The organism is Acetobacter sp. (assembly GCF_047721705.1).
Classification (GTDB): Bacteria; Pseudomonadota; Alphaproteobacteria; order Acetobacterales; family Acetobacteraceae; genus Acetobacter.
In genome coordinates this window covers 20410-40302 of record NZ_JBDNXK010000021.1, presented here as the reverse complement: position 1 = coordinate 40302, position 19893 = coordinate 20410, and the positions used below count along the sequence as shown (strand labels likewise).

The window sequence follows — 19893 nt, the reverse complement described above, 5'->3', positions numbered from 1 at the left end:
GAACCGGGGGAATAGGAGGTCTGGTTGTCGATATAGGCGAGGAACAGGCGGTCCTGTGCCATGAAGGTGCGCGTGGGCACACCGTACGTGCGAACAACATCGACCTCTGTCTTGCCGATCAGAGAGTCGAGCTGCTTACGTTCCGCCTCTGTTGGCCCTGAACACGCCGCCAAGGATGCCAGCGCCAGAACCAGCACGATGCGTTTGTCGATCATGACATCAATCCTTAAAGCCTTACGTGATTCTAGTAGCGATACATCGTTTCTGTCACCGCTTTGTTGCATGGCGATCAGCTCTCATTGCAGCCAGAAAATATCAGATAACCGCGGCGCACCAGTCGCCAGCATCACCAGCCGGTCGAAGCCGAGCGCTATACCCGAAGTGGGCGGCAGGGATGGCAGGGCAGAAAGCAGCGTCTCATCAAGCGGCCAGACCGGACGATCCGGATAGAGTGCCTGCCGCCGCGTGCGGTCGCTTTCAAAGCGGGAACGCTGCTCGACTGCGTCAGACAGTTCCACAAAAGCGTTGGCCAATTCCACACCGCCAACATACAGCTCGAACCGCAGGGCAACACGCGGATCGTGGGAGCAGGTCCGGGCAAGCGCCGCCTGACTGGATGGCCAGTGCGTGAGGAATGTAGGCCTCTCACGCCCGATTACAGGCTCGACACGCTCCAGCAGCAGCCGAAAAAATAGATCTTCCCACGTCTCGCCGGTTCGCAGAGCACAGCCTGCCTGCTCCGCTAGCGCAGCGGCATCACCCTCGGTAGCCAGAACGTCGGCACCGACATGCAGGGTGAACGCCTCAGCCACGGTGAGGCGCTCAAAAGGCACGTCAATGGGAATCGTTCGGCCTTCGCGCATTACGGTCGGAGGAAGCAACCGTCGAACGAACGTCTCCGTCTCATCCATCAGATCCGACATGTCTGCGCCCGGATGATACCATTCCAGCATGGTGAATTCCGGCGCATGGAGGGCGCTGCCCTCGCCGTTGCGCCAGACCCGAGCAAGCTGGAAGACCTTCTCACCCGTCGCGGCAACGATGCGCTTCATCGCAAATTCCGGGCTGGTATGAAGAAAGAGGCGCTCGCGCTGGCCTTCGGGGGTTTCCCGTTCCGTTGCGAACACATGCAGATGCACTTCCTCGCCGGGCGTTGGCACCGCGTAAGGCGTTTCGACTTCCAGATAACCACGAGCCTCGAAAAAGGCGCGCGTCGCCTGTGTCATCAGCGCCCGACGCCGCAGCAGCGGAAGCCGCTCGGCGATACGCGCCGGATCAATATCTTGAGATGCGTCGTAGCCGGTCAATCTTTCCTCACCCGAAACGTTATCTCACGAAGTGCAGCTTTCGTCCATGAACTGGAAGTTGCTTCGCGCGGTGCCAGAACGCTAGAAGCGGCCATGTCCTCCGTTCCCTCTTCTTCTGCCCCAGCCACATCGCGCACCCTTCGCACGCCTCGGGATCTACTGGAAGCGGGCTTGATCGAGGATGGCATCGCACCAAAAATCGCCGATGTCGAAGCGCGTTATGCAACCGCTATTCCACCTGCTTTTCGCGCTCTGATTCAGACACCGGATGACCCGATTGGCCTTCAGGTCATCCCCTCGCCTCTGGAACTTGAAACAGCGCCTCATGAACGGGCCGATCCGATCGGCGATGACGCGCTCTCCCCCGTGCCGGGCATCGTGCATCGCTATGCCGACCGCGCGTTGCTCAAACCACTGCTGATCTGTCCCCTTTACTGTCGTTTCTGTTTTCGTCGCGAGCATGTCGGCCCTGATGGCGGACTGCTGGATGAGGCAGCTCTGGAGCGGGCTTTCAACTGGCTACGTGAACACACGGCGATCCGCGAGGTCATCCTCACGGGTGGCGATCCGTTGATGCTCTCGTCGCGTCGGCTTGCCCACATCATGGCGGAACTGGCCGCCATTCCGCATGTCACCACGCTGCGCATTCACTCACGCGTCCCCCTCGCCGCGCCAGAGAAAATAACCGACGAACTTGTCCGCGCCATGGATACCGACAAGGCTGTGTGGCTGGTCATGCACGCTAACCATGCGCGTGAATTCAGCCCGGAAGGCCGTGCCGCACTTCGGAAGATCCAGCGCATGGGCATTCCGGTTCTGGGCCAGTCGGTTCTGCTTCATGGGGTCAATGACACCGAAGAAGCGCTTGAGGGGCTGTTCAGGGCGATGGTCGAAAGTCGGGTCAAACCCTATTACCTGCACCAGCTGGACCCCGCTCCCGGCACGTCGCGTTTCCACGTGCCGATCGAACGCGGGCGGGCCCTTCTTGCAGGGCTGCGCGGACGGGTGACAGGGCTGGCGTGGCCAACCTATGTGCTGGATATTCCCGGGGGCTACGGCAAGGTGCCGCTCGGACCGGATTATCTTGATGAATCCCTCACGTCGGTGAGCGATCCGGATGGGCGACACCATTCTCTCGTGTCGCCCACCTGAAAGCAGAATGAAAGTGGCGCTGCAGCAGAAACCGCAGCGCCATTTTCACTTCATTACATCTGCGCGCCTGCGGGAGCAGGCTGACCGGCAGGCGTCTGAACCGGAGCGCCGCCATTCGGTGTGGTCGGCGTCATTGCGCCCGGCTGGGTGGAATGCTCGACGTCATAGGCCGTGGCCTTCTCGGCGTAAGTGCCTTTCGCACCCGGATGCTCCTTGTCGTAGAGAGCTGCCTTGGCCCGGGCTTCCTTGCGATATCTGTGACGGACATACATGCCGGTCACGCACCCGCCCATCGCACCGAGAACACCGTGATGATTGGCGACATGGCCACCGACCGCTCCCGCTGCTCCGTATTTCAGGCAGCCACCCGGCTCGGCGTGCGCCAGCGGCACAGAACCGACACTTATGAGTGCCGCCAGAGAAAGAGAGAGTATTTTTTTCATTGAAACGCCATATCCACAGAGTACCGGCCCGCTTCGGAGCGGGTCAGAACGGACTATGGCGCAAAATTGTGACAAAAAACAGCATTCCAACGACACGCCAGTTCTGAAGAAAGTTTTAGGGTGACCAAGGCTCCGGACTTGACGGTTGCGTGCAAGACCAGCCATTGACCACCCGTTTTTCAGCGTGGCCCAACCTTGCGGAGTTCCATGACATGTCGCTTACACGCCGTGCCCTGCTTGCTGCCTCCCTCCCTGCCGCGCTGACCCCAGCGCTTGTGGGACGGGCTCTTGCGGCTGCCACCGATCCACGCCTTGCACCGCGTGCTTTCGGCAACACCAACGCGAAGGTCGTGGTTGAGGAATGGTTCTCCTTCACCTGCCCGCACTGCGCCCGCTTTGAACTGGATGTGTTTCCCGAGATCCGCAAGAAGCTGATCGACACAGGCCGGATTCGCTATGTGTTCTGCGACTTCCCCCTCGACCGTTCCGCCCTTGTTGCGGCACAGGTAGCGCGCAGCCTGCCGCTGGAACGCTATGAGCCGTTCATGACTTCCCTGTTCTCCAATCTCGACCGCTGGGCCTATGGCGAGAACGTCAATCCTGTCGAGCAGCTCCGCAAGATGGCCGGACTGGCGGGCATGTCCCCTGCCGAGTTCGACAACGCCGTGAACGATACCGCGCTCCAGAACGCCATCCTTGCCGAGCAGCAGCGCGCCGAGACCGAATACAAGATCGAAAGCACGCCGACGTTCCGTTTCAACAGCACCATGCACAGCCAGGGCGAGATGACCTACGCCGATTTCGAGAAACAGGTCGTCGCGGCTGGCGGCTGAAGCAGAACAGCGGACGTCAGACGTGTCTGAAACGCGCGGCCCCGCTCCGTCACGCACCCCATGAGCGCACGCTTTACGCAACTCCGGATCGCTGGCTTCAAAAGCTTTGCCGATCCTGTTTCGGTGGACATTCTGCCCGGCCTGACAGGCATTGTTGGGCCGAACGGATGCGGCAAATCCAACGTGGTGGAAGCGCTGCGCTGGGCCATGGGCGAAACATCCGCGCGCTCCCTGCGCGGCGGCGAGATGGACGATCTCATCTTTGCGGGCACCACCAGTCGCGCCGCCCGCAATCTGGCGGAAGTCACCCTCTGTCTTGAAAACGCAAAAGGGCTTGGGCCGGGCGCTTTCGCGGAACAGGATGAACTGGAAGTCACACGTCGTGCCGAACGCGGGTCTGGCAGCGATTACCGCCTGAACGGCAAAACCACACGCGCCCGCGATGTCCAGACCCTCTTCGCGGACCTGGCTTCTGGCGCACGTTCTTCGGCGATGGTCAGTCAGGGCCGAGTGGCCATGCTGGTCGGCGCACGTCCGGAAGAGCGGCGCACGATCCTTGAGGAAGCTGCTGGCATTACCGGCCTGCACGCCCGTCGGCACGAAGCCGAACTCAAGCTCCGTGCAACGGAAACCAATCTTACCCGTGCGGAAGACCTCCGCACACAGCTCGAATCACGTCTGGAAGGACTCACCGGCCAGTCCGAACAGGCTTCCAAATATCGAGAACTCTCCGCTGCCCTGCGGGATTCAGAAATTGCCTTGCTGGCCCTGCTCCACGCGCGGGCACGTCACCAGGTCGAACGCGCGAAACAGGCAGCCCAGGCTGCCCGCACGGCACTGATCGCTGCGGAAGAAGCGGCGGAAACGGCAGTTCTTGGGGAATATGAGGCGGACAAGGCTCTCCCTTCCATCCGCGAGATAGCGGAACTGGCCCGCACCGCGCTGGAGAGGCACCGCGTCGCCGCCGAAAGCGTCGCATTGGAAGAACAGCGGGCCTCGCAGGCTGCAGAAGCTGCGACGGAACGGTTGCAGCAGGCTGAATCGGACCACGAAGCAGCTCGCTCCCGTGCTGAGGATGCCTCGGCCACACTGGAGCGACTGGAAAAAGAAAAAGCGGAAATCGACGCGGCACGAGCCAGCCTGCCTGAACGACAGGCTGAAGTGGACGCGACCATGACCCGCCTGCAGGCGGCGGTGAGCGAGGCGGCCGCCGCTCTTGAACGTGGCATGGCGGCTGCCTCTGCCGCGCAAAACCGTGCGGAGCAGGCTCAGGCGGCTCTGGATGCAGCGCGGGCTCGGCACGAAAAACTGTCTCAAGCCCGCACTGCGCTGGAAGCGGAACTGACAACGCTACGAAACGAATTGCCCGCAGAGGAAGCGCTGGTCAGCGCAGCGCAGGCCGTTGAAGAGGCCACGACGACACTCACGGCCAGCCGGGAAGCTGCTGATGGGGCCGCGCAGAAACGTTCGGAAGCGCAGGTGGCGCTTTCCATCGCCAAAAACGCCGCTGAAACCACGAAAACGCGGCATGCGGAACGCGCGAAAGCTCTAGCGGCCGCTCAGGCAACGCTGACAGCGTTGAACCGCGATCTCGCAGCCCTTGCCACCCGCAAGGCGGAGACTGAACGTGGCCTTGTGCCGGAGGAACAGCGCACCGCTCTGGCTGCCTCCCTGACCGAGGCAGAAAAGACGCGCGAAGCCGCTGCAGCCGCCCTCGAGACCGCCGAGACCGAACGCGCCGCCGCTTCGGCTGCATTGGTCGAGGCACGAGCACGCGCGCAGGAGGACAATACTGTTCGAACCGCAGCCGCTGAGGCGGTCCGCACAGCCGAATCCGCCTTGCGTCGTGCCGAACAGGAAGCCGCAACCTTCGCCCGCGATCTTGAGGCCGCCAAGGCAAATGCCGTCCCTGATGCCGTTCTTGAACAGGCGCAAACACTTCGGGCGCAGGAAGAGGAAAAGCTGACAAAGGCTGAAGCCGCTCTGACGAGCGCTGAAGAAGCCGCCACAAGGACAACGGCCGAAACGCGCGAGAAGGAAGCCACCCTCGAAAATCTGCGCGCCGAACTGACGCAGTTGCGCGCACGTATCGATGGTCTGTCGCAGGCGCTGGAAGCCGACGATGAGAATGACAGCCAACGGGGCACGCCAATTTCCGAACGACTGAACATTCCGGACGGACTGGAAATTGCCGTTGCCACCGTGCTGGCGGAAGGGCTGGATGCCGCTGATGCTGACGTCGATCCTTCCGCTCCCCGCGCCTGGTTGACTCTGCCTTCGCTGACGGACGCGGCCTCCTTCCCGATAGACGTGCCCATCCTCTCTTCCCTGCTGCCGACTGTTCCGAACGCTTTGACCCGCGCCTTGGGGCAGGCTGGTCTTGTCGAGACCGTCGAACAGGGTGCGATGCTGGCCTCGCATCTGCGTCCCGGACAGTGTCTCGTCACCCGCGATGGGGCATTCTGGCGTTGGGATGGGTATCGCGTCATGGCGGGGCAACCGAGCGCCGCCGCCAATCGCCTCGCCCAGCGCAGGGTTCTGCGGGAGACACAGACGCGGCTGGAAGAAGTATCCGCCGATCTTCCCTCTGCGGAACAGGCCGTCCAAACAGCACAAACGGCTCAGACAGAAGCCGCTCAGGCCGTCCGGAGTGCACGTTCAAACCGCGCGGAAATTGAAGTGGCGCTCGGCAAGGCGCGTTCCGTCGAAGCCGAGACCTCCCGCCGCCACGCTGCGGCGCGCGCGCGCCTCGACGCTGTGAAGCCCCAGCATGAACGGGCTTCACAGGCGTTGGCGTCCCGCCGGCAGGCGCTCATACAGGCGCAAAAGGCACGAGACGCTCTTCCGGATGCTGAAGCGCTGAAAGCGGCGCATGAAGACGCAAAAGTGCGTGACCAGAACGCGGCACAGGCGGAAGCCGCCGCGCGGGACGCCAGACGCAAGGCCAATGAAGCCTTCGAGCAGGCGCGCCGTGCACGCGATCATGCGGAAACGCAGCATGGCAATGCGGAATCACGCCTGTCCGCCATTTCACCTGAACTGACCCGTCTGGAAGCAGAACGCCAGACAGCCGAGGAAACGCTTCGCGTCGCTGAAACGGCATTGACAGAAGCAGCCGACCCGACTGCCGCAATGGTCTCGCTGAACGCGGCGCAGGCAGCAGCGGAAGAAGCGGAAAAAGCTGCTGTGGCTGCACGCTCCACACTGGATGCTGCCTCTGAGCAAGTCACACGCGTGGAAGCCCATCATCGCGCGTTGCAGGCACAGACATTGGAAATTCGCGGTCGCCTCTCCGCTATGGAACCCCGTCTTGCGGCTCTCACTGACGAAGTGACCGAAGCACAGACGACTCTCACGGAAGCTGAATCTGCCGCCGCCTCTTCCGCACTGGATGTGAGCCAGCTTGGCTCGGTCGAAGCCTTGCGTGAACAGGTCGCCGCCCTTCGTCTGGAAGAGCAGGTGGCACAGGAACAAAGAGCAGCTCTCACGGCGGAGGCCACAACGCTAACGAGCCGGGAAACCGCGCTTCAGGCCGCGCTGACGGAATGGCGAGGACGCAGGGACGCGGCTACGCAGGATCTTTCCTCCGCCGAGCAACGTCTTGCAGCCGTGGCGGAAGAACATCGCACGGTTTCGGCCCAGCCTGAGGAAGTCGTACAACTTCGGGAGCGCACCGCACGCGCCCTCACTGAAGCCGAGGAAAAATTCAAGACTGCCAGTGCTGCGAGAGAAGCGGCGGAAACGCGTCTGCGGGAAGCACAGGAAAGCCGCCGCAAAACGGAAGCGGAGCTGACGGCGGCGCGTGAAACGCTTGTGCGGAGTGAAAGCAAGAGCGAACAGGCGCAGGCGATTCTCGATCAGCTACTCGTGGAAACACCCGAACCACCGACTGCTCCCGTAACCGATCTTACCGAGTCGGCCGAGACGAGTCTGCGCAGAAAAATTTCTCGCCTTACGCGGGAACGGGAGGAACTTGGTCCCGTCAATCTGCGCGCCGATCTCGAAGCTCAGGAAGCCCAACAGCAGATCGAGGTCATTCTCCGCGAACATACTGAAATTGAAGCAGCAATCGCGCGTCTGCGAGGCTCCATCGGAGCCCTGAACAAGGAAGGCCGTGAGCGGCTGATGGCGGTGTTCACACAGGTCGATCACCACTTCCAGTCCCTGTTCTCACGCATGTTCGGCGGAGGGCGCGCGCATTTGGGGCTTGTCGGCAGCGACGATCCATTGCAGGCTGGTCTTGAGATTTACGCCCAGCCACCCGGGAAGAAGCTTGCGACATTGTCGCTTCTGTCGGGTGGCGAACAGGCATTGACCGCCCTATCTCTTATTTTTGCGGTCTTCCGCTGTAACCCTGCGCCGATCTGTGTCCTCGATGAGGTCGACGCGCCTCTTGATGATGCCAATGTCGGGCGCTTCTGCGCCCTGCTTGGTGACATGGTGACAGAAGCCGGAACGCGATTTCTAGTAGTGACACATCATCAGCTCACAATGGCCCATATGGACCGTCTATACGGCGTCACCATGCAGGAACGCGGGGTAAGCCGCGTCCTGTCCGTTGATCTTGAACGTGCCGCCGCAATGGCGGGCGCAGCGAAAAAGGAAGAGGCACATGCCTGATCCTTCAACCACCGCGTCCATGCAGCAGGATGTTCCCCATTCCAAACCTGCACGACGTCCCCTGCTCTCCAAGCCATGCCGCCGGAACGCGCGGATCGCGCTCGGGGTGATCATTGCCGTCGGCGCTGGTGTGCTATGGCGCGATTCCCATGCCGACGCGCTGCTCACCCGCATCCATCACGGACTGGTCATCTGCGCGAGCGGCAAGGCCGCGACCGAAACGCTTCCGGATGAGAAATCTGCCTCGGCCAGCACATTGTCGGACAAGCTTCTGCCGACTCATGCGGAGCCGATCCAGCAGCTCCCAACCATGGTGTCTTTGGGTGTCACACGCTCTCCGGAAGGCGTGCTTCTCGTCACGGGCGATCATCCGGTACCGCTGAGCGACGCGCTTTCCCTGTCTTACAAGCGCCATGAACTGGTGATGCTCACCTTGGCGAATGGCGCACCAGCGACCGATATCGTGCAGGCCATCCGTTCGACCGGCATGAGAAAACGGACTGTGCTGTTTGCCCAGAACACGGCAACCGCCCGGGAAGCACTCAACGCAGACCGCTCCATCATCGTCGCATTTCCGGTGCATTCGACCGACGATGAGCGCAAAGCAAAGCGTCTTGCTGGCCGCCATCCGTTCGCGGTCTATCTCCCTGCCAATGCTTCTCCCAGCCTGTTTCAGATCGCGCACCGCGAGGCTGATGCCGTGATCGCCAACAGCCCTGACCCCACCACGAATCAGTCCGCCACCCGTCAGTTACTGAATGAACCGGTGGATATCGTGGTCACCGACCATCCCGACACATTCGCTGACATTCTCGATCAGAGCTGATTCTCAGCCAGTTTCATCCCCAAGCTGAGACTCGCCGCAACATTTCTGGCGGCATGAGTAAGGTTGAGTTCAGCTTCTGAAAGCGCCTCCGCTAGCTTACAGGGACGTGGAATCGTCCCGAAGACGGCCTCGATTCCAATGGCGTGGACCTGCTCGACATCCTTTCCGAGCGAACCACCAAAAGCGATGACCGGTTTGCCCAGTTTTTTGGCTATCGCCGTCACCCCAGCGGGGGTTTTGCCGCGAACGGTCTGACCGTCAATGCGGCCCTCACCCGTGATCACCAGATCCACACCTTCCAGCAAAGCCTCAAGGTTCAGAATCTCACTGATGATTTCGAACCCCGGTCGAAGCCGCGCTCCGAGAAACGCCATGGCGCCCGCGCCCATGCCGCCTGCCGCACCGGAGCCGGGGATGGAGGCGACATCCTTTCCCAGATCAGTATGAAGACGTTCCGCATACACACCCAGTGCTTCATCGAGTTCTCGCACCAGTTCAGGTGACGCACCCTTCTGGGGGCCGAAAACGGCAGAAGCGCCGGTTTCCCCAAGAAGAGGATTATCGACATCCGAAGCCACCTCAATCAGACATTCATCGATTCGAGGGTCGAGGCGAGCAACGTCAATCTTCGCAAGTCGGCTCAGGGCCACGCCACCGCCCTCAAGCTCTGCTCCTTTTTCATCCAGAAGTCGCACACCCAGCGCCTGTGCCATGCCAGCGCCTCCATCATTCGTGGCGCTTCCACCAAGGCCGAGGATCAGATGACGGCACCCTTCGTCCAGCGCATGCAGGATCAGTTCACCGACACCGCGCGTCGTCGTTACGGCCGGATCACGTTGCGTTTCTTCAAGTGCTTCCAGTCCAGCGGCGGCTGCCATCTCGATGATCGCCGTCTGCCCATCTCCGGTGATGCCGAAAAAGGAGTCTATCGGTTGTCCAAGTGGTCCCGTCACCTGAACGTCTTTCCGACGTCCATCAGTTGCGCTGACCAGTGCGGCGACAGTTCCCTCCCCGCCATCTGCGGCAGGACAAAGAGCGAAGTCCGCCTCAGGGAATATTTCCTGAAAGCCGCTCTGGATCGCCTTCGTCACAGCTTCGGCTGTCAAGCTTTCCTTGAAGGAATCACAGACGATGGCAATTTTCACGGCTCTTTCCCTTCATACGACAGACTCACTGCTCCCTAACGCAAAAAAGGGCGCTCCGAAGAACGCCCTTTTGCAGTTTTGCGGAACAACCGTTCAACGCGGAAGCATGGAACCCGTTTCGACAAAACGCTCGTGCCAGGAAAGGGCTTCCTTGAGCAGATGCGGCGTATGCTTGCCGAACGATTCCTTCTTCGCACGGGCCAGATAATCTTCCAGCAACGGACGATAGGTTGGATGCGCACAGTTGCGGATAACGACCTCCGCACGCTGCACCGGACCAAGACCACGCATGTCCGCCAGCCCCTGTTCGGTGACGATGATCTGGCTGTCCTGCATGATGTGATCGACGTGAGCCGCCATCGGCACGATCGCCGAGATATGGCCGTCTTTCGCCGTTGAAGGCGTCAGGAAGATCGAGAGGAACGAGTTGCGTGCGAAGTCGCCGGAACCACCGATACCGTTCATCATCTTCGAACCCATCACGCGGGTGGAATTGATGTTGCCGTAAATATCGGCCTCCAGCATGCCGTTCATGGCGATACAGCCCAGACGGCGGATGACTTCGGCGTTGTTGCTGACATCCTGCTGACGAAGAATGATCTTCTCGCGGAAAAACGACATGCGGCGGTTGATTTCCTCAACCGCATCCGGGCTGAGCGAGAAGGATGTGGCGGACGCGATTTTCATGCGGCCGTTATCCAGCATCCGCAGCATGCCGTCCTGAATCACCTCCGAAAAGCCATACAGATTTTCGAATGGTCCTTCGTTCAGACCATCAAGCACGGCGTTCGCAACGTTACCGACGCCCGACTGAAGCGGTAGAAGATTTGGCGGAAGACGACCGACCTTCACTTCATGCTCGAAGAATTCGAGCAGATGACCGGCAATATCCTTTGCAGTCACATCCGGTGCAGCGAATGGCGCATTCCGGTCTGATTCATCAGTGCGCACCACCGCGACAATCTTGCCCGGATCGACACGCAGGAAGGTTTCGCCAATGCGATCGTCCGCGCTGCGGATGGGGATGATGTCACGCGGCGGAATATTACTGACATTGCCACGGAACACGTCGTGCATGCCCTCAAGGCCTTCGGGCTGCCAGCTGTTCACCTCGATGATGACCTTCTCGGCCAGATCAAGGAATGTCTGTGAATTGCCGACGGAAGAAGTGGGCACGATGCCGCCGTCTTCACGAATGGCGGTGGCTTCGACAATGGCGAAATCGAACTTGCCATAATTGCCCTGCACGGCACGAGGCGCGACGAGACCCAGATGCGTGTCGAAATACTCGGTTTCGCCCGAGTTGATGTTGTTGCGCATCGCAGGATCGGTGTTGAACGGCGAGCGGTAGGACACGCCATGCACCTTGGCGAGCGCGCCATCGAGCTGAGGGCCGGTCGAAGCGCCTGTCACCAGACGGACCTTGAGTTCTTCTCCTTTGCCCTGAGCGGCGCTCATCCGTTCGGCCAGCGCCTGCGGCACGGCTTTCGGATAGGCGGCGCCGGTAAAGCCACTGGTGCCAAGCGTAGCGCCATTTCCAATAAGAGCGGCTGCGGCTTCGGCGGGCATTTCCTTGGCGCGCAACGCCTGACTACGAATACGATCAGTCATAAAACGTTCCAGTTCGGCTTCTTAGAAACTTCCAGGCCCCGACTCCACTGGCGATTTCCCTCCAGTGAACTCGGCACCCGACCTGAGAGAAACCGACCCGCCAGTTTTTCCTGTTCTGTCATCGGTCTTTCGTTCCCCCTCGGTCACGGTGGCCTCATCTATGCGCAATTCTGGCCGGAGCGCGCGTCACATACTTGTGCGCAACGGGTCTACCTCCCTCTTCCGACATCGAATTGTCGTGAGGTTGACGTCCGAAAGCCGCCTGATAGCGTGCAGAGCACAAAATAAGTGTACTTCCCCTCTTCGCGCACAGGCAAAATTGCCCAAATATGACAAGAAGATACTGTGGGTGAGCGTACCGATGTACGATGAAGCTGAATTCCGGCGTGCTGTTGCCAACCGACCCATTCGTGTCGTGGGGGACGTGCATGGTGATCTGGAAGCTTTCCGACATGCCGTCGCGACAGAGCGCTTTATCATACAGTTAGGAGATCTCGTCGATTACGGACCTGAGAGTGCGGGCACCCTGCGTCTGATGGCTGATATCGTCCAACAGGGGCGCGGGCTTTTCCTTCTGGGCAACCATGACCGTAAACTGGGGCGCGCCCTGATGGGCCGGAAACTGCGTCGTGATGCCCCTCTGGAAGCGACGATCAACCAACTTTTCGAGCCTCACAACGCGGACGTGCTTGAAATGGCGCTCCCTCTTCTGAGGCAGACACCCACATGGCTGAAACTGGGTCGCCGGATTTTCGTCCACGCCGCCTTTCACACGGGGATGTTGGGTGAATCCAGTCCTCCGGGGCTTGAAAATGTCTCCCCTCTGCTGTCGCGCGCCCTGTTCGGCGAAGTCACCGGACGCACACAGAGCGACGGATATCCCGAAAGGCGCCTGAATTGGGTGGATCATATCCCTGCCGGACACACTGTTTATTGCGGCCATGACCGGCGTTCGACCGACGGACGTCCGTGGGTCAAGCATGGCAGAAACGGTGGGGTGGCGGTGTTTGTCGATACAGGCGCAGGGAAAGGCGGCCATCTCGCATGGATCGACCTGCCTGAAGAGAAGGCGGGCATCCCGGATTACCCCGAACCATCAGGCTTCTGGGCCAACGACTGACGGTGGAACGGAGAGGCTTTGACAGACTGCGTGGCGCGTGGTGAATCAGGGCATGATCGACAGCAAAGCTACGCCAGCCAAGGTTTCCCGGGCTGTTGAGCCACGCTGCTGAACGGAACGACAGGACAATCAAGGCGTGACGAGCCCTCACTCTCCAGACCATTCAACCGGCCCGGCCGACGACAGAGACCCCAAGGCGGAACTGGCAGCGCTCCGCCAGAGTATCGACAATATCGACATGGCACTGGTCGCCATGCTGGCCGAGCGGTTCCGCTGCACGCAGGAAGTGGGGAAACTCAAGGCGCGTTACAACATGCCGCCAGCCGATCCTGCGCGTGAAAAGCGCCAGATCGCGCGTCTGCGGCAGTTGGCGAGCGACGCCAGACTCGATCCAGACTTCGCGGAAAAGTTCCTGAATTTCATCATCAGTGAAGTGATCCGACACCACGAAGCCATTGCCCGCGACAAGAACGGCCAGTCTTCATGCTGAAGCCCGTCGCGCATCGCCTTCTGCTTCTCAGACATTGTGAGGCCGCGCCCGCACAAGGTGGGGACTACGGAACGGCTGCCGATCTTGCGCGTCCCCTGACGGACGCCGGACATCGGATGGCGCGACGCCGTGGAGAAAGCATGCGCCGTGCCGGTCTGGTGCCTGATCTCGTGTTGTGCAGTCCGGCCATGAGAACGCGCCAGACCTATGCCGGCCTTCTGCCCTTTGGCGGCAATACGCAGCCGGAAGTGAGGATCGAACCCACACTTTATCTGGCTGCACCGGACGAACTGCTCGCCCGCGTGCGTGCGACACAGGACTCGGTTCATACGATCCTGCTTGTCGGACATAACCCGGGTCTTCCCGCTTTGGCCCGCTATCTGAATGGGGTCGAACGCTCTCTCGACTCTGATTTCGAACTGGGAACGCTGGCGACCTTCCGCGTCGAAGTCGAAGAGCGGGAGTCCATCGCGCTGACGTGGAAATCTCTGGGCCCAAAGACGGCCTGGCTGGAAGTGTTCTCGCAAAATTGAGCCGGAAGAGGGGAGTATCAAGGAAAGATGACGCGTTTGTGGTCTTTCCGAGGCTTCCGGTTTCGCCTGCGATCGGGGACAGTCAGCACCGATGTCACCGTCTGAAATTTCGGGTGACCAAGTTTTTAAGAAGTAGCGCCAAGTGAGCGCGTCGGAGGAAGCTGTGACGGGAACGACTGCCAGCATCAAAATCGGTGACACATCGGCGGAACTGCCGGTTCTCAAGGGAACTCTTGGACCGGATGTTGTCGATATTCGTCGTCTGACCCATGATACGGGCGTTTTCACGTTCGACCCGGGTTATGGTGAAACGGCCTCTTGCGAGAGCAAGATCACCTTCATTGACGGTGACAAGGGCGTTCTGCTGCACCGCGGATATCCCATTGACCAGTTGGCCGAACATGCTTCCTACCCGGAAGTGATCTACCTGCTGCTCAATGGCGAACTGCCTGACAAGAGCCAGTATGAAGCGTTCGTGAACACCCTCACAAATCATACGCTGTTGCACGAGCAGATCCGCAACTTCTTCAACGGCTACCGTCGTGATGCCCACCCGATGGCCATCCTGTGCGGCACGGTTGGCGCGCTCTCCGCTTTCTATCCGGACGCGAACGACATTTCGAAGCCGGAAAATCGCGAACTGGCAGCGATGCGTCTGATCGCCAAGATCCCGACCATTGCCGCGTGGGCTTACAAATACACGGTTGGCGAGGCGTTCGTTTATCCGCGTAACGACCTGAATTACGCCGAGAACTTCCTCTCGATGATGTTCGCTCGTCCGTCAGAGCCTTACAAGGTCAACCCGGTGCTCGCACGGGCGATGAACCGCATCCTGATCCTGCACGCCGATCATGAGCAGAACGCCTCGACCTCGACAGTTCGTCTGGCTGGTTCAACGGGCGCCAACCCGTTTGCCTGTATTGCGGCTGGCATCGCCGCCCTGTGGGGACCTGCTCACGGTGGTGCCAACGAAGCCGTGCTGAAGATGCTGGACCGGATCGGATCGAAAGAAAACATCCCGGACTTCATTGCCAAGGTGAAGGACAAAAATAGCGGCGTGAAGCTGATGGGCTTCGGGCATCGCGTCTACAAGAACTTCGACCCACGCGCGAAGATCATGCAGCAGACCTGTCACGAAGTGCTGACCGAACTGGGCATCAAGGACGATCCGCAGCTTGATCTCGCTGTTGAGCTTGAAAAGATCGCTCTGAGCGACCCGTATTTCGTGCAGCGCAAGCTGTATCCGAACGTCGATTTCTATTCCGGCATCATTCTCAAGGCGATGGGAATCCCGACCAGCATGTTCACGGTGCTGTTCGCCGTCGCCCGCACCACGGGCTGGATCAGCCAGTGGAAAGAGATGATCGAAGAGCCGGGTCAGCGCATCAGCCGCCCGCGTCAGCTCTACACTGGCGCTCCGAAGCGCGAATTCGTCCCCCTCGACAAGCGCGCCTGACAGGTAAAAGCAGTTATACTTGGGGAGGGAAAATTTTCTCCGTTGAGACAAAAGGCTCCACCAATAGGGTGGGGCCTTTTTCTTTGCGCACAGTCATTAGCCGTGCGACCCGCTTCAGTCCGGACAATGAAAAAGGCCATCTCCAGCTGACTGGAAATGGCCCCTCAATTAAGGATCTGAAAACGTCAGACTGCTGTCAGATGCAGTCGCAGCCTGCAGTCGGCCCTACTTTTCTGCGCACTACGTGATGATCAATCCACTCGGACACAAGCCGTCTGGCCTCATTCACGGACGACTCGGGGTGATGAATGCGATAGAGAGTCGTGCAGGCATTGAACGCCGATACATCGTTCGTCCCCACCTGCTTGAGCTCTTCGTAGGCCGTGACTACAGCCCGTTCGCAATTCCGCGCTATGCGACTGCTATCCACCACAACCAAATCCTTTATTGATAATCATTTGCAACTGTGCTGCACTATAGAGGAAGAACGACCAGTCCCGCAAGTCGTTACCGTTCTGCCTCGTCTGCAATAAGACAATGGGCCTTCACTCGACCTGCTGCGACAGACGAAACCGATTTCGCAGCAGAACGGCGACACGTCCCCCTTCATCAAGCACTTCACGCGGCCAAGGGGAAAAATCCGCATCAAACACCCTCACCATGTCGCGCTGAAGAAGTGAGCGCGCGAAACGGTTGCAGGCTCCCAGCCGACCGGGAATCTGTCCCAGAAAAATGGGAAGCGGACTGGCAGTCACTTCAACAAGTGTTGAAACATGAGCGCCGTAGAGCAGCACGGCATCCGCACAGGCCGTAAAACCGAGACTAGGATCATCGTCCGGCTCGCCGTGGCGCCACACAAGATGGAAACAGGAAGCGACACTCCCCAGAAACGCATCGGCGACTTCTGTCCGGACGCCCTCACCTATCGCAATCAGAAGCGAGCCCCCTACGGCAGCCATTGTCATTTCAAGCCGCTGACCCGCAGCCTGAGCCTCGCTCGGCGACACGTTCCAACCGCTATCGATCCGCACGGAAACCCGCAGGCGCGGCAAATGGTCCAAACGCTCCTGCCACAATCTGGCTGCCCGCTCGTAAAGAGCAGGAGACACGATGCTCAGTGGCCCCAGAACAGGCATGACATTCGGTCTCGAAGATTCAAAGGGCTGCAAAGACGACAGCACGACACCATCGAACAGATGACTGGCTGCGAGCGTCACGGCATTCCTGCTGGCACAATGCACTACCGGCACATCAAGGCGTTTACGCAGAGAAAGTCCTGTCAGACTGCCGCCAAGGCCCGACGTAAGAATAAGGTTGGGACGGGACGTTTCCTTTTCAGGAATGGAGGTGTCCTTCATCCGGCGGAAAGTGCATTCCAGCCGTCCGGCGAGCACATGAGCCGGGCCGACTCCTGCCGTCTCACCGCTTTCAATCACCCAGATCGCTACCGGCGCTGCCGCTTCCTCATAAATCATCGTAACACCAGCAGGCGTGTAACTCCGTTCCAAACGCCATTTTCAGGCGTTGGCAATGGATTTTCCGCCAGTCTGCGGCTATGCCTCGTCGACGCTGGCGAGCGAAGCGCGCGATGAATAAGGGACATAAAACACATGATCGAACAGGAAACGGTTCTCGGCAATGACGCATCAGCGTGGGACCGGGATGCAGCGCTCACAACCGCCCGCCTCCTGCTAGAAATCAAGGCTGTCAATTTTCGTCCGGAAGAGCCTTACACTCTGACTTCTGGCTGGAAATCACCAGTTTACATCGACTGCCGCCGAATCATCTTTTTCCCTCGCGCACGCGCGAAGATCGTAGAACTCGGTGTTGAGAAAATCGGCCGTCACGTCGGTTATGAAAGCATTGACGCCGTGGTCGGCGGTGAGACGGCCGGCATTCCGTTCGCCGCATGGTTTGCCGACCGGATGATGACGCCGATGGCCTATGTGCGCAAAAAACCAAAAGGTTTTGGCCGCAATGCCCAGATTGAAGGCGATGTGCCGGAAGGGATGCGCACCCTGCTCGTCGAAGATCTGACAACAGATGGTGCGTCCAAGGTCGGATTCGCCAAGGCGTTGCGTGATGCGGGTGCAATCCTCAATCACACTTTCGTCGTGTTCTTCTACGGCGTGTTCCCGGGCGCGCATAAAACTCTGTCCGACATGGGCATCTCCCTGCACTCTCTCTGCACATGGTGGGACGTGCTTGAGGCCTGTGCCGAGCGTCCTTACTTCTCGGAAGGCGCTGCGGCTGAAGTGCGTCGCTTCCTTGAAGACCCATGCGGCTGGTCGGCCCGTCATGGTGGCGTCGGCAGCCTTGAAGAAGCTCTGGCTCTGAAGACAGCCCGCGACTCCTGAATGCCGTGACGCAGGCTGTTTCACTGCCGAATCGAGATAAAACTGTCGAAGAGGCTTTTCTGCCGTCACAAGCAGAAGGGCGGCTGCTGGCGTTCGATTCCGGCATTGGGGGACTGGGTGTGGTGGCGGCATTGCGTCGCCATCTGCCGCTGGCTGGCATCGATTATCTCGCTGATACGGCCCTGTTCCCTTATGGCGAGCAGGACGACGCCGTGCTTTCCCGGCATATCGTCACGCTCATTGATCGTGCCATCGAAACGCTCCAACCAGATGCCGTCGTCATTGCCTGCAACACGGCCAGCACGCTGGCGCTCACCGCATTGCGTGAAAAACGCCCCGACATTCCTTTCATAGGTTGCGTCCCAGCCGTGCGCTGGGCTGCGCGCATCAGTCAGAGCCGCGTGATCGGCCTGCTGGCTACACGGGCCACAGTGCGCCGCCCCTATGTGGCGGCTCTGCATGAGCAATATGCGCCCGACTGCACTCTGGTCGCCTATGGCGCCCGTTACCTCGCAGACTATGCGGAGGCTGTTTTCAGGGGCGAAACAATTGATCCTGAACTCATTCGACAGGAAGCAATGGGCCTGTTCGGGCAGCCAGATGGTGAGCGCATTGATGCCGTCGCCCTAGGATGCACGCACTACACTTTTCTCGTGGATGCCCTCAGGGCCGTTTCACCGCCGCATGTGGCGTGGCTGGACCCCGCCAACGCAGTCGCCAGACAGACAGCCACGGTTCTGGAAGGACGTGCCTTCAAGGACATCTCGCGAGAAAAAACGAACCGGGTGTGGTTCACAGCACTTCCGCAAGATAGCGCCCTGCTGGAAGAGCATCTTCTTCCATTTGGTTACAGCCATGTGGGCCTATGGAAGCCTCCTCATAGCTGAGTGACCTGCCTCAGCGAGCGCGGTCTACAGTGTAGATCGCAACATCCTTCAGAAGCTGCCTGAGCGGTTCCATATCGGCATTGGCTGCCAGTCCCGCTTTCGACATGCGATCAAGCGCGTCGCTCGCCGCCTGCGCATAATCGCGGGCCTTGTCCATAGTGACATCGATGGCATTCGTCCGGGCGATCAGTTCCAGAGCATGCTCAAGATCACCGTCCTGCTGACCGTCGTCGCTATCTTCGATTGTCCGACGCCAGAATTCCTGATCGTCCTTGTTTCCGGCATGGTAAGCCGCAAGAACCGGCAGGGTGACCTTACCCTCATAGAAATCATCGCCGACAGTCTTGCCCAGAACCGCCTGATCCGCCGAATAATCCAGCGCATCATCGACCAACTGGAATGCCATACCCAGATTAGCGCCATACTGACGCAGCGCTTCCCGAGTCTGCTCATCCGCTCCGGCAACGACAGCGCCCGTTTCGCACGCTGCGGCGAACAGGGCCGCAGTTTTGCCGTAGATCACCTGCAGGTAGCGATCCACAGTTGTTGTGAGATCGTTCTGCGTGGTCATCTGCATGACCTCGCCCTCGGCAAGCGTCGCGGAAGCCGCGGAGAGAATGGCCATCACCGGTAGCGAACCGCCAGCCGTGAGAATCTGGAAGGCCCGCGCGAACAGGAAGTCACCAACCAGCACGGAAGCCTTGTTGCCGAACACGGCATTGGCACTGGCAAGTCCGCGACGCAACTGGCTGTTGTCCACCACATCATCATGCAGAAGCGTGGCTGTGTGAATGAACTCCACGCAGGCGGCGACACCGATATGCCGCATTCCCTCGCCCTGCTCCCGGTAGCCAGCAAGGCGCGCTGCCGCCAGCACGAGCAGCGGACGCAGCCGTTTTCCGCCAGCCGCGACCAGATGTGCTGCAAGCTGCGGGATGAGCGGCACATCACTCTGCATGCGGGCGATAATTTCCCGGTTGCAGGCCAGCATGTCTTCGGCAAGATAATCGGCGAGCGCCTTGAGGACGTTCTCGCTGGTGGGCGACTTCATGGCTTCATTTCCACGTGCGCCGCCCGAGATCTTCTTGACCGCTTCTCTTGGGGCCTCGCTGG

At 59.9% G+C, this 19893-nt stretch carries 17 protein-coding genes and 1 pseudogene; 10 read left to right on the top strand and 8 right to left on the bottom strand.

Annotated features, from left to right (window positions below):
- Both ABF824_RS05755 and epmA read right to left on the bottom strand, forming a co-directional pair.
- Positions 1–215, bottom strand: a pseudogene (locus ABF824_RS05755) (hypothetical protein); the annotation flags it as partial.
- Positions 216–296: 81 nt separating this feature from the next.
- Entirely contained in the window at positions 297–1226 is a 930-nt protein-coding gene (gene epmA / locus ABF824_RS05750; protein ID WP_415486946.1) for an EF-P lysine aminoacylase EpmA, read from the bottom strand.
- 174 nt (positions 1227–1400) lie between these two features.
- On the opposite strand from epmA, the gene ABF824_RS05745 reads away from it, so the two are divergent.
- Complete coding sequence (locus tag ABF824_RS05745) at positions 1401–2459, top strand: lysine-2,3-aminomutase-like protein (protein WP_415486936.1); 1059 nt, start codon at positions 1401–1403, stop codon at positions 2457–2459.
- Between the two features lie 53 nt (positions 2460–2512).
- On the opposite strand, the gene ABF824_RS05740 is transcribed toward ABF824_RS05745, so the two are convergent.
- Positions 2513–2902, bottom strand: coding sequence for a hypothetical protein (locus ABF824_RS05740; RefSeq protein WP_415486934.1), 390 nt, complete (start codon positions 2900–2902; stop codon positions 2513–2515).
- A 212-nt stretch (positions 2903–3114) separates the two neighbouring features.
- Here ABF824_RS05740 and ABF824_RS05735 point away from each other — a divergent pair, with 212 nt between their 5' ends.
- The 3 genes from ABF824_RS05735 to ABF824_RS05725 are packed head-to-tail and all read left to right on the top strand — an operon-like array spanning position 3115 to position 9181.
- Positions 3115–3735, top strand: coding sequence for a thioredoxin domain-containing protein (locus tag ABF824_RS05735; protein ID WP_415486932.1), 621 nt, complete (start codon positions 3115–3117; stop codon positions 3733–3735).
- A gap of 60 nt (positions 3736–3795) precedes the next feature.
- The gene (locus tag ABF824_RS05730; RefSeq protein WP_415486930.1) at positions 3796–8355 is read left to right on the top strand and encodes an AAA family ATPase; all 4560 of its coding nucleotides are present in this window, start codon (positions 3796–3798) and stop codon (positions 8353–8355) included.
- Entirely contained in the window at positions 8348–9181 is an 834-nt protein-coding gene (locus ABF824_RS05725; protein WP_415486928.1) for a hypothetical protein, read from the top strand. The genes ABF824_RS05730 and ABF824_RS05725 overlap by 8 nt, the downstream gene beginning before the upstream one ends.
- Here ABF824_RS05725 and ABF824_RS05720 read toward each other — a convergent pair.
- Positions 9172–10326, bottom strand: coding sequence for a glycerate kinase (locus tag ABF824_RS05720; protein ID WP_415486926.1), 1155 nt, complete (start codon positions 10324–10326; stop codon positions 9172–9174). The genes ABF824_RS05725 and ABF824_RS05720 overlap by 10 nt on opposite strands.
- 93 nt (positions 10327–10419) lie before the next feature.
- Positions 10420–11937, bottom strand: coding sequence for an acetyl-CoA hydrolase/transferase family protein (locus ABF824_RS05715; protein WP_415486924.1), 1518 nt, complete (start codon positions 11935–11937; stop codon positions 10420–10422).
- Positions 11938–12298: 361 nt separating this feature from the next.
- Here ABF824_RS05715 and ABF824_RS05710 point away from each other — a divergent pair, with 361 nt between their 5' ends.
- The 4 genes from ABF824_RS05710 to gltA all read left to right on the top strand — a co-directional run bounded on the left by ABF824_RS05710 (position 12299) and on the right by gltA (position 15536).
- On the top strand, positions 12299–13057 hold the full coding sequence (locus ABF824_RS05710) for a metallophosphoesterase (protein ID WP_415486944.1): 759 nt from the start codon (positions 12299–12301) through the stop codon (positions 13055–13057).
- 136 nt (positions 13058–13193) lie between these two features.
- Positions 13194–13547 carry a chorismate mutase gene (locus tag ABF824_RS05705; RefSeq protein WP_415486922.1) on the top strand — a complete coding sequence of 118 codons (354 nt, stop codon included), beginning with the start codon at positions 13194–13196 and terminating at the stop codon, positions 13545–13547.
- Entirely contained in the window at positions 13541–14080 is a 540-nt protein-coding gene (locus tag ABF824_RS05700; protein ID WP_415486920.1) for a SixA phosphatase family protein, read from the top strand. The genes ABF824_RS05705 and ABF824_RS05700 overlap by 7 nt, the downstream gene beginning before the upstream one ends.
- 163 nt (positions 14081–14243) lie before the next feature.
- Entirely contained in the window at positions 14244–15536 is a 1293-nt protein-coding gene (gene gltA / locus ABF824_RS05695; RefSeq protein ID WP_415486942.1) for a citrate synthase, read from the top strand.
- A gap of 196 nt (positions 15537–15732) precedes the next feature.
- Here the strand turns inward: gltA and ABF824_RS05690 are convergent, their stop codons facing one another.
- Positions 15733–15969: a hypothetical protein gene (locus ABF824_RS05690; RefSeq protein ID WP_415486918.1), complete on the bottom strand. Its 237-nt coding sequence runs from the start codon at positions 15967–15969 to the stop codon at positions 15733–15735.
- Between the two features lie 112 nt (positions 15970–16081).
- Positions 16082–17044: an ELM1/GtrOC1 family putative glycosyltransferase gene (locus ABF824_RS05685; protein WP_415486917.1), complete on the bottom strand. Its 963-nt coding sequence runs from the start codon at positions 17042–17044 to the stop codon at positions 16082–16084.
- A gap of 102 nt (positions 17045–17146) precedes the next feature.
- Between ABF824_RS05685 and ABF824_RS05680 the strand changes: the two genes are divergently transcribed.
- Both ABF824_RS05680 and murI read left to right on the top strand, forming a co-directional pair.
- A complete protein-coding gene (locus ABF824_RS05680) occupies positions 17147–17893 on the top strand; it encodes an orotate phosphoribosyltransferase (protein WP_415486916.1) in 747 nt (248 codons plus the stop codon).
- Between the two features lie 59 nt (positions 17894–17952).
- A complete protein-coding gene (murI, locus tag ABF824_RS05675; RefSeq protein ID WP_415486940.1) occupies positions 17953–18780 on the top strand; it encodes a glutamate racemase in 828 nt (275 codons plus the stop codon).
- Between the two features lie 10 nt (positions 18781–18790).
- Here the strand turns inward: murI and ABF824_RS05670 are convergent, their stop codons facing one another.
- Positions 18791–19831 carry a polyprenyl synthetase family protein gene (locus ABF824_RS05670; RefSeq protein ID WP_415486938.1) on the bottom strand — a complete coding sequence of 347 codons (1041 nt, stop codon included), beginning with the start codon at positions 19829–19831 and terminating at the stop codon, positions 18791–18793.
- Between the last annotated feature and the right edge of the window lie 62 nt (positions 19832–19893).

What these genes read in the sequence shown, in the direction of transcription:
- epmA (WP_415486946.1), bottom strand. Translation starts at nt 1,226, where the DNA reads ATGACACAGGCGACGCGCGCCTTTTTCGAGGCTCGTGGTTATCTGGAA.
- ABF824_RS05745 (WP_415486936.1), top strand. Translation starts at nt 1,401, where the DNA reads ATGTCCTCCGTTCCCTCTTCTTCTGCCCCAGCCACATCGCGCACCCTT.
- ABF824_RS05740 (WP_415486934.1), bottom strand. Translation starts at nt 2,902, where the DNA reads ATGAAAAAAATACTCTCTCTTTCTCTGGCGGCACTCATAAGTGTCGGT.
- ABF824_RS05735 (WP_415486932.1), top strand. Translation starts at nt 3,115, where the DNA reads ATGTCGCTTACACGCCGTGCCCTGCTTGCTGCCTCCCTCCCTGCCGCG.
- ABF824_RS05730 (WP_415486930.1), top strand. Translation starts at nt 3,796, where the DNA reads ATGAGCGCACGCTTTACGCAACTCCGGATCGCTGGCTTCAAAAGCTTT.
- ABF824_RS05725 (WP_415486928.1), top strand. Translation starts at nt 8,348, where the DNA reads ATGCCTGATCCTTCAACCACCGCGTCCATGCAGCAGGATGTTCCCCAT.
- ABF824_RS05715 (WP_415486924.1), bottom strand. Translation starts at nt 11,937, where the DNA reads ATGACTGATCGTATTCGTAGTCAGGCGTTGCGCGCCAAGGAAATGCCC.
- ABF824_RS05710 (WP_415486944.1), top strand. Translation starts at nt 12,299, where the DNA reads ATGTACGATGAAGCTGAATTCCGGCGTGCTGTTGCCAACCGACCCATT.
- ABF824_RS05700 (WP_415486920.1), top strand. Translation starts at nt 13,541, where the DNA reads ATGCTGAAGCCCGTCGCGCATCGCCTTCTGCTTCTCAGACATTGTGAG.
- ABF824_RS05680 (WP_415486916.1), top strand. Translation starts at nt 17,147, where the DNA reads ATGATCGAACAGGAAACGGTTCTCGGCAATGACGCATCAGCGTGGGAC.
- ABF824_RS05670 (WP_415486938.1), bottom strand. Translation starts at nt 19,831, where the DNA reads ATGAAGTCGCCCACCAGCGAGAACGTCCTCAAGGCGCTCGCCGATTAT.